Consider the following 8314-nt stretch of genomic DNA (forward strand, 5'->3'; position numbering starts at 1 on the left):
CCGCGCCGGCCCCGGCGCCCGTCAGGCGGAGGTGTGCCGCAGGAGCGCCGGGACGACCGCGTCCCAGGTGCGGCGCGGAAGCTCGTTGCCCGTGCTGTCGGCGCCGGCGGCGCGCAGCAGCCCGCCGGTCGCGGCCACCTCCTCGCCGAGGCCGTCCGGGAGCCCGCCGAGCATCCACACCGCCCGGCCGGGGCCGGTGATGCTGATCGGCCCGTGCCGGTACTCCATCGCGGGGTAGGCCTCGGTCCAGAAGCACGCCGCCTCGCGCATCTTCAGGGCGGCCTCCTGCGCGAGGCCGACCGTCCAGCCGCGGCCGAGGAAGGTGATCTGCTCGACCTCCAGCAGCCCGGGCGGGAGCGGGTCGGCCACCGCGGCCTCGGCGGCGGCGATCGCGGCCCCCAGGTCCTCGCCGAGGTGCGCGCGCAGCAGCGCCAGCAGGGTGGTGGCGAACCGGGTCTGCACGACCGACTCCTCGTCGGCGAAGTCGAGCACGACCAGCCGGTCGGCGCTGCCGGCCACCGGCGTGTCCGGGTCGGCGGTGATCGCCGTCGTCGGGACCGAGCCGCCGAGCCGGTCCAGGACGGCGAGGACCTCGGTCGTCGTCCCGGACCTCGTGAGCGCCAGCACCCGGTCGTAGCGGCGGCCGTACGGCATCTCCGAGGCGGCGAAGGCGTCGGTCTCCCCGTGCCCGGCCCCCTCCCGCAGCGCCGCGTACGCCTGCGCCATGTACAGAGAGGTGCCGCATCCGACGACCGCCACCCGCTCCCCGCGGGCCGGCAGCGCGTCGCGCAGCCCGTCGGCCAGCCCGGCGGCCCGCCGCCAGCACTCCGGCTGCGCGGAGATCTCGGTCATGATGCGGTTCCCGGCCATGAGCCCTCCCGAAGTCCGATCCTTCCGGGACCTTATGCTCACTTGTGCTCGAAAGTGAAGACTACAGAGCAGAAAACATCATGAACGGTCGGCCGGTTGCAGCCGCACCACGCGGACGAAGCGCACGTCCAGGTCGTCGCCCGCGCCCGTCGCGATACGGAAGTCGGTGCCGCCGGGGAGGCGGTTGGCGAACGCGGGCCGGGGGAGCCGGAACGTCGCGGTCTTCCACGCGCCGTCGCCCGTGCGGCGCACCGCCGGCGAGCGCCCGCCCTGGTGCTCGATCCACCAGTCGCCCCTGCCGGCGTCCCGGTACGTCACCTTGATCTGCACCGGCCGACGCTGCCCGCGCAGGAATCGGTCGTCGAGGTCGAAGTACAGGGACGTCTGCCCCTGCGCCCGGTCGGTGCGCAGTCCCTCGTAGGCGGTGCCGTTCTCCGGCCCGAGGACGCCGCTGTGGACGTCGGCGGTGGAGCGGCGGGCCCTTCCGCCGGGAGCGACGTCCCGCTGCACGAGCCAGCGTTCGAGGTTGCGCACCCACGGGCGCCCGGGCCACCGGCGGGCCCCGGTGAAAGGCCCCGTCGTGTCCTTCCAGTACGTGTCCTCGGCGTCGCGCAGTGCGGCCCACGCGTCAGGCGAATCGGAGGCGGTCTTGCCGATGCTCAACCGCACCCATCTCCAGTGCTGCGGATACTCCTTCATGTAGGAAGGCCCTGGGACCACGTAGACCCAGTTCGTCCGCAGTTGCAGCGCCTTGAGGTTCGACTGCCGGACGGCGTAGTACGGCTCGCTCGTGTGGTAGCCGCAGTCGTTGAAGCACTCGTTCTCTGTGGCGGCGACATGCCGCCCGTCATGGAGAGGCAGGGACTCGTCCACCGTCAGGTGCCCGTCGGGTTCGACGCGGCTCCCGTAGGACGGCGCCTCGCTCAGATGGAAGTTGAACACCTCGGTGATGCCGGTCCGGATGCCGAGCCCCGCGTCGACGGCCTGCCTGGCGAACAGGTCCGTCCTCGAACCCCACGGACCCCACGGATAGTCCTCGCCGGTGAACACGAGCTTGCCGCTGTACGGCCCGAAGACGGCGGTCAGATCCCGCCAGGCGTGCCGGTACCACGACCGGTACTTCTCGAACGTCAGCCCCTGTTCCGCCGCCTTGCTGATCAGGTCGTAGTCGTACTCCGCCCACGTGAACGCGCCGGGGACGTAGACGAGCTTCAGCCGCGGGTCGGCGCGCAGGCCCTCGTCCACGAAGACCCGCCGGTAGAGCGCGAGCAGCCGCCCCCAAACGCACTCGTCCCAGAGGGGCAGGTGGTACTGCCCGTCGTAGTCGGGGCCGAGCGGCTCCACGCCGCACTGGTCCGCCACCCATTCGGGCGCCCACCGCGACCCGCTGGCGAAGATGCGGACCCAGAAGGGCCGCCGGTCCGCCAGTTGCCGGCTCAGCGGCGGGAAGTCCATGTCCTGGGCGGAGCCCGCGGCGCGGGTGTCCAGCGTTCCCGGGCCGTCCGGCTGGAGCTGGCGCCAGCTCAGGTCCAGGCTGCGGGTGCCGACGCCGAACCGCGGGGCGGCCGTCTCGGAGAACAGCCCCGAGTTCGCCGACGGATGGACCCAGCCCGGCAGCGTCCAGTCATCGCCCGGCCGCACCCGCACGCTGCCGGCCACGGCGGTCGTGGGCCCGGCGCCCGCCACCGCCGACAGGACCACCAGTCCGGCGAGAACCGCCACGATCCGTTTCACGACCCGGTGCCCGCCCCTCGTCCTTCTCTGTCTCCGCGTGCGCGTTTCCGTTCGGAAACCATGCTCATCCTTCGGGTCTGAGCATGGAAGGGCAATTCGTGACCGGACCACCGGTCGCGCCGCCGCGTCGTTTCGGAGGGGCCCTGGCGGTCCCGTCGCTAGCGCCGCCCGGCGGTCGACCTGGCCGATCATTTCGCGGCCCCTGGCATCGGGGGACCGAGAAACCGATCCCGTCCCTGCCGCGTCTCATGGACGTGTCCTGCCGGGCGCTTCGGGAGACGGCGCCACGGCCGGCCAGGCGGACGGGAGCGAGCTTGCGAGACCGACCGGCGAGACGGCGGCGCCTGTGGGGGCGGCCCCGTTCCCTGGCCGTGCATCAGGTCCCGGCCGCGGCGGGGCTGACCGTCGGCCTCGGCACCTATGCCGGATTCGCCGCCCAGGTCCCGCCGTCCGCGGGAGCGGGTCCCCTCGCGCTCGGCTTGTTCAGCTCCCTCGTCACGGGCGGCGGCACGTACCTTGGGCTCCTGCACGAACGGACGCGGCGGCTGCCACCGGCCAGGGAGCCCGGCGAACTCGCCCCGCCCCGGCGCACGGTGGCGGTGTCCTATCATCCGGCCGACTCGGCGTACGCGGAGTGGGTGGCGGCCGCCGTCTCCCTCGCCACTCCCGCGCATGTCGAGATGCGCCCGTGGGGTTCGCCGCCCGCTGCTCCAGACGGGGAGACCTGGGAACTGGTCGTGCGTTCCTCCACGAGCGAGATCGCCCAGCGCGGGGACGAGTCCCAGAGTGACGGCCGGGACGGCGCACGACGGATCGAGGTCCGGGTCGACTCCTGCGCGGGCGACGCGGAGGCGGACGCCATCGACATCGACGGCATGGCGGAGAGCGCGGCGTGCGCGGTCATCGTCCGCGGGCTCGCCGCCCGCGGCGCCCTCGACGTCGCCGCCCCGGCTCCCGGACCGGACCGGCGCCCCTCCCGGCACGGGGTGCGCTTCCCCGGCGACGGCCCCCGCGTCAGCAACCTCCCTCCGCCCGACCCGGGCTTCGTCGACCGCGACGACCTGACGCGCCGCGTGCGGGCCGCCCTGACCCGCGGGCACGCGCCCGACGGCGCGACCGCCGTCGCCCTGTGGGGCCTCGGCGGCGTGGGGAAGACGGCCCTGGCCGCGGAGTACGCCCACCGCTACGGCGGGTGCTACGACATCGTGTGGTGGCTGAACGCCGAGAGCGCGGTCGAACTGCGGCACGGGCTGCTCGGGCTGGCGGCGGCTCGGCGTCCGCGAGCAGCCCGACGCGGACCGGGTCGTCGCCGAACTGTGGCGGACGCTGCGCGGCGACGACCGCTGGCTGCTGGTCTACGACAACGCCGACGCCGACGCCGCGCCCGGCGCCGGAGGGAGCCCGGTCCAGCACTGGCCCGCCGGCCGCGCCGGGCATGTCGTGTTCACCTCCGCGCGGTCGGACTGGGGCGGGCTGATCGATCCCGGCGGCCGCGTCGAGGTGCGTCCCATGGCGCCCGCGACGGCGGAGCGGTTCCTGCGCGAGGGGACCGGCGACGACGACCCCGAGGCGGCCCGCGAGATCGCCCGGGTGCTCGGCGGGCTGCCGCTCGCCCTCGCGCACGCCGCGGCCTACTGCCGGCAGGCCGCCGTGCCGCTGCGCACCTACCGGCGGCTGCTGGACGACTCGCTCGGCCGGGTGCTGTCGCGCTTCCGGCCCGACGACCGGGTCCAGCCCGTGTCCATGACCTGGAACCTGCTGCTCGCCCGGGCGGGGGAGCAGCTGCCGGCGGCGCTCGATCTGATGCGCCTGTGGGCGATGCTCGCCCCCGTCGGGATCCCCCGCGACCTGCTCGACCCGGCGGTGCCGCTGCCCGGCGGGCTGGCGCACCTGGCGGACGACCTCGTCGAGCACGACCTGGCCGTCCAGCGGCTGGCGCGGTACTCCCTGGTCACCGCTGAGGCGGGTCGGCTGCACGTCCACCGCCTCGTGCAGACCGCCGTCCGGCTGGACACCGAGTCCGCCGAAGAGTGGCTGGAGGCCGCCGTGGCGCTGCTCGACCGGCGGTTCCCCCGCGACGTCGCGGACAGCGGCCGGTGGGGGACGTGCGCGGAGCTCCTGCCCCACGTCCTGGCCGTCCAGGCCCGCCATCGGGAGCAGGGCGACGGGGAAGACCGCCCGCCGTCCAGGACGGAGAGAGCGCTCGGCGACCTGCTCCACCGCGCCGGGTCCTACCTGATCGAACGAGCCGGCTACGCCGAGGCGCGCGAGCCGTTGGAAACGGCCCTGGCGCTGCGTGAGCGCGCGTACGGACGCGGCAGCCCCCAGTGGGCGGAGACGAAGCTCCGGCAGGGCGTCCTGCTGTACAGGCTCGCCGACCTCGCCGCCGCCCGGACGGCCATGGACACGGCCCTGCGCGTCCGGGAGGAGACGGCGGGCCCCGACGATCCGGCGCTCTTCCCGTTCCTGGTGTGGCGGTGCCGCCTGCTGATCGAGTTCTCCGAGCTGGGGGAGGCCCGCCGCGCGGCCGAGCGGGCACGCCGGATCCTGGAGTCCGCCGGTGTGCCGCGCGCGGACCTGCGCCGCGTCGAGGTCGACGACCTGCGCTGCACCGTGCTGTGGCGGGGAGGCCGGGTCCGCAGCGCGCTGGAGCTGAGGCGGCGGAGCGTGGCCGTCCTGCGCGAGGCCCACGGGGACGGTGACGACCGCACTCTCCTGGGCCTCGGACGGCTCGCCTTCGTCGAGGCCGAGATGGGAAGCCTCCTCGACGATCCCGTGATGCTGCGCCGCGCACGGGACCGCGCCGCCGGAGCCGCCGCGAACCTGGCGCGCGGCTACGGCGACGAGCACTTCGAGGTCATGGAGCAGCACAGGGCCGAGGCCACCGCGCTGTGCGCGCTGGGCGACCACGCCGCCGCCGAGCGGCTGCTGCGGCGCGTCGCCCGGGCGTTCCGGGAGAGCTTGGGCGAGCATCCCACGACCGTCGCCGCCGAGACCCTGCACGCGACGGCGCTCGCCCGCCTGGGCGAGACCGGCACCGCGGACGCGATCCTGCGGAGGGGCCGCGAGCTGTACGAGCGCCTCTACGGCCCCGGCCATCCCTACGTCGCCGAGGTGCTCGCCAGGCACGGGCCCGTCCTCGCCGCGATGGGCGACGCGGACGCCGCCGCAGGAGCCCTGGTCAGAGCGCGCCGCATCTACGAGGAGCGGTACGGGCCGGAGCATCCCGGGCTGATCCCGCTCCTCACCGGCCTGGCCGAACTCTCCGGCCGCCCGGACGAGGCCGCCGAGTTCAGAGAACGCGCCGACCGCATCCGGCGGCGCCTGTGACGACGCCTGGGAGGAACCATCAACGTCACCGAATTCGCGGACACCTTCCTGACCACCCACATCAGGGCCCAGCTCATGCTGGACGGCGAGTCCGGGTTCGCCGTCGAGGAGTATTTCGGCTCCTCGCGCGACGTGCTCGGCGACCTGTTCACCGTCTGGTACGCCGGTCCCGGCGGCCGCCAGGCGGAGTGGCGCGACCCCGGGGCGGAGCCGCTGCGCGTTCGTGACGCCGCGCGCGGCACGGTCCTTTGGGAGCGCGACCGGCGGCGGAAGCTCGACGACTTCGGGACGCTTTTCCGCGCCCAGACCGAGCCCGTCCAGCTCGTCCTTCCGGTGCTGCGCGCGGAGTCCGGCCGGAGGCTGCTCCTGGACGGCACGCACCGCGCGGTCGCCGCCTACGGCGCCGGCGCGCCGGTCACCCTGTTCGTCTTCGCGTTGCGGGGCCCGGCGGGCCCGGAGATGCTGCCTGACCTTGTCCACCACCTCTGACACTGCGGGCCGCTCGGAGGCGGGCCCGCAGTGTCAGAGCGGATCAGGGATAAGCGACCACGTTGGCCGGGACCGTGCCGGCGCCGGACGCCTCCGGGCCCGTGTCGTTGACGACGTGCCGGATGACCCCGTTGCCGCCCAGCGAGACCGTGAGCAGGTCGTGGAACCGCACGCCCGGGCGGTCCGGGACCTCGAAGCCGCGCGCCGCCACGATCGACGGGTCGACGTGGAAGTAGCAGTAGCTGCCGAGTCCCCAGCCCTCGTGCGCGGTGACGGAGTCGGCGACCTTGTAGGCGGCGTAGCCGCCGGGGGAGTCGCTCCGCCAGGCGGACTGGTTCGGCGGGTCGTACGGCATCTCGTTCTGGAAGAAGACCGTTCTGCCGCGCTCGCCGTTCCAGACGAGCTGGTACTTCTGGTAGTGCTCGACGAACAGCCCGTAGGCGGTGACGTCGTCGCCGTTGACGACCACGCCGTTGGCGGCGGTGTTGACCGTCCAGCCGACGCCGCTCCCGTGGTCGGCGCGCCACGCCCAGATGTGGTCGAGCAGGGCGTCGTCGCTGTTCACCACCAGGCTCGTGGCCGCCTTCCCCGGCCCGGCGCCGCCGATCCTGAAGAAGACGTCCTGCACCGAGGCGGGGTCGCCGGAGTGGTCGGCGCCCGCGCCGTCGGGGCCGAGCCGGAGCAGCACCGGCGATTCGGCCGTCCCGGCGTCGAACAGCATCCCGGCCAGCTTGACGCCGTCGACGTCGGCCACGCTCATCGCCGCCGCGCCGCTGTCGGGGACGAGGGTCGGGTACCCGATGCCGAGCACCACCGTGTCCGGACGCGTGACGTTGATCGTCTGCCCCAGGTGGTAGACGCCGGGGGTGAGCAGCAGGTTGAGGCCCTGCCCCAGCGCGGCGTTGATGGTGGCGGCCGAGTCGCCCGGCCTGGCCACGTAGAACCGCGACAGCGGGATGGACGAGCCGGGCGTGGAGCCGCCTGCCCAGGTCGTCCCGCGCGAGTCGCGTCGCAGCGCCGGGACGAAGACGCTGTACGCCCCGGACGCGTCGACGTACAGGTAGGGCTTCTCCCTGGTCACGGGGCTGGTGTTCAGGGTGGTGTAGGGCGGGTTCGGGAAGCTCTGGGCGGGCGCCCCCTCGACGCCGGAGAACACCATGTTCCACACGCCGTTGAGGTTGCCGCCGATCCGGCTGTCGCGCGTCAGCCACTGCTGCTGCGAGTACGGCTGCACCTGGCCGTCCACCTTGGAGTCGGCGATGTAGCCGCCGCTGGCCCAGCCGTAGCCGGTGGGGGCGAGGTTCAGGTCGCCGCGCACGTGGATGCGCCGGAACGGCGCGGCCTGCGCCACCGCCCACCGGTCCGACCCGCCGGACGGCGTGATCGACAGGTTCTCGGCGGACCGCCAGAAGTTCTGCGTGGCGTTGCCGCCGAACCAGCCCGCGTCCACGGTGACGCCGCCGTTGACGGTGACGTCGTCGGGATCGCGGCCGAGGCCGGCGATGGAGGTGTAGAAGCCGATGCGGGCGTTGACGTTGTAGCCGCCCGGCTTGAACAGCAGCGCGTACCGGGCCGTCCCGAACTGGTTGCTCTCCTGCTCCCGGAAGACCGCGTCGATCCGGCTCTGGACGTCGGACGCGCTCATGGACGGGTCGAACACCAGGACGTTGGGCCCGAGGTCGCCCCCGCCGGGGAGCGTGCCGCCGCCGGAGCCGGTGCGCACGGCAAGCCCGAACAGCGAGTATCCCCACTGCGTGGCGCGGGCCGTGCCGTACACGCGGACGTAGCGGCCCTTGCCGGCGACATTGACCGTCTGGGTTCCGCCGGTGCCGTTCGCGGTGGAGTAGGTCGGCGGTCGCGAAGACGGTCGCGTGCGGGCTGAGCACCCCGT

General features: G+C 74.1%; 6 protein-coding genes. 2 read left to right on the forward strand and 4 right to left on the reverse strand.

Features of this window, described 5'->3' with window-relative positions; translation table 11 throughout:
* Positions 1-21: 21 nt before the first annotated feature.
* The 3 genes from AB0C69_RS33255 to AB0C69_RS33265 form a co-directional block, all read right to left on the reverse strand.
* Positions 22-870 (reverse strand): sugar isomerase, encoded by an 849-nt coding sequence (locus AB0C69_RS33255; protein ID WP_360358875.1) that lies wholly within the window; start codon positions 868-870, stop codon positions 22-24.
* A 78-nt stretch (positions 871-948) separates the two neighbouring features.
* Complete coding sequence (locus AB0C69_RS33260) at positions 949-2604, reverse strand: hypothetical protein (protein ID WP_360358876.1); 1656 nt, start codon at positions 2602-2604, stop codon at positions 949-951.
* Positions 2605-3211: 607 nt separating this feature from the next.
* Positions 3212-3508, reverse strand: coding sequence for a hypothetical protein (locus AB0C69_RS33265; protein ID WP_360358877.1), 297 nt, complete (start codon positions 3506-3508; stop codon positions 3212-3214).
* A 536-nt stretch (positions 3509-4044) separates the two neighbouring features.
* On the opposite strand from AB0C69_RS33265, the gene AB0C69_RS33270 reads away from it, so the two are divergent.
* Together AB0C69_RS33270 and AB0C69_RS33275 are read left to right on the forward strand one after the other, a co-directional pair.
* Positions 4045-5934, forward strand: a complete 1890-nt coding sequence (locus AB0C69_RS33270) for a tetratricopeptide repeat protein (protein ID WP_360358878.1) — start codon at positions 4045-4047, stop codon at positions 5932-5934.
* Positions 5935-6009: 75 nt separating this feature from the next.
* The gene (locus AB0C69_RS33275) at positions 6010-6423 is read left to right on the forward strand and encodes a hypothetical protein (protein ID WP_360358879.1); all 414 of its coding nucleotides are present in this window, start codon (positions 6010-6012) and stop codon (positions 6421-6423) included.
* A 43-nt stretch (positions 6424-6466) separates the two neighbouring features.
* On the opposite strand, the gene AB0C69_RS33280 is transcribed toward AB0C69_RS33275, so the two are convergent.
* Positions 6467-8314, reverse strand: a 1848-nt coding sequence (locus AB0C69_RS33280) for a sialidase (RefSeq protein WP_360358880.1), incomplete at its 5' end; no start/stop codon positions are given.

This window comes from Actinomadura sp. NPDC048032 (genome assembly GCF_040653175.1).
Classification (GTDB): domain Bacteria; phylum Actinomycetota; class Actinomycetes; order Streptosporangiales; family Streptosporangiaceae; genus Spirillospora; species Spirillospora verrucosospora.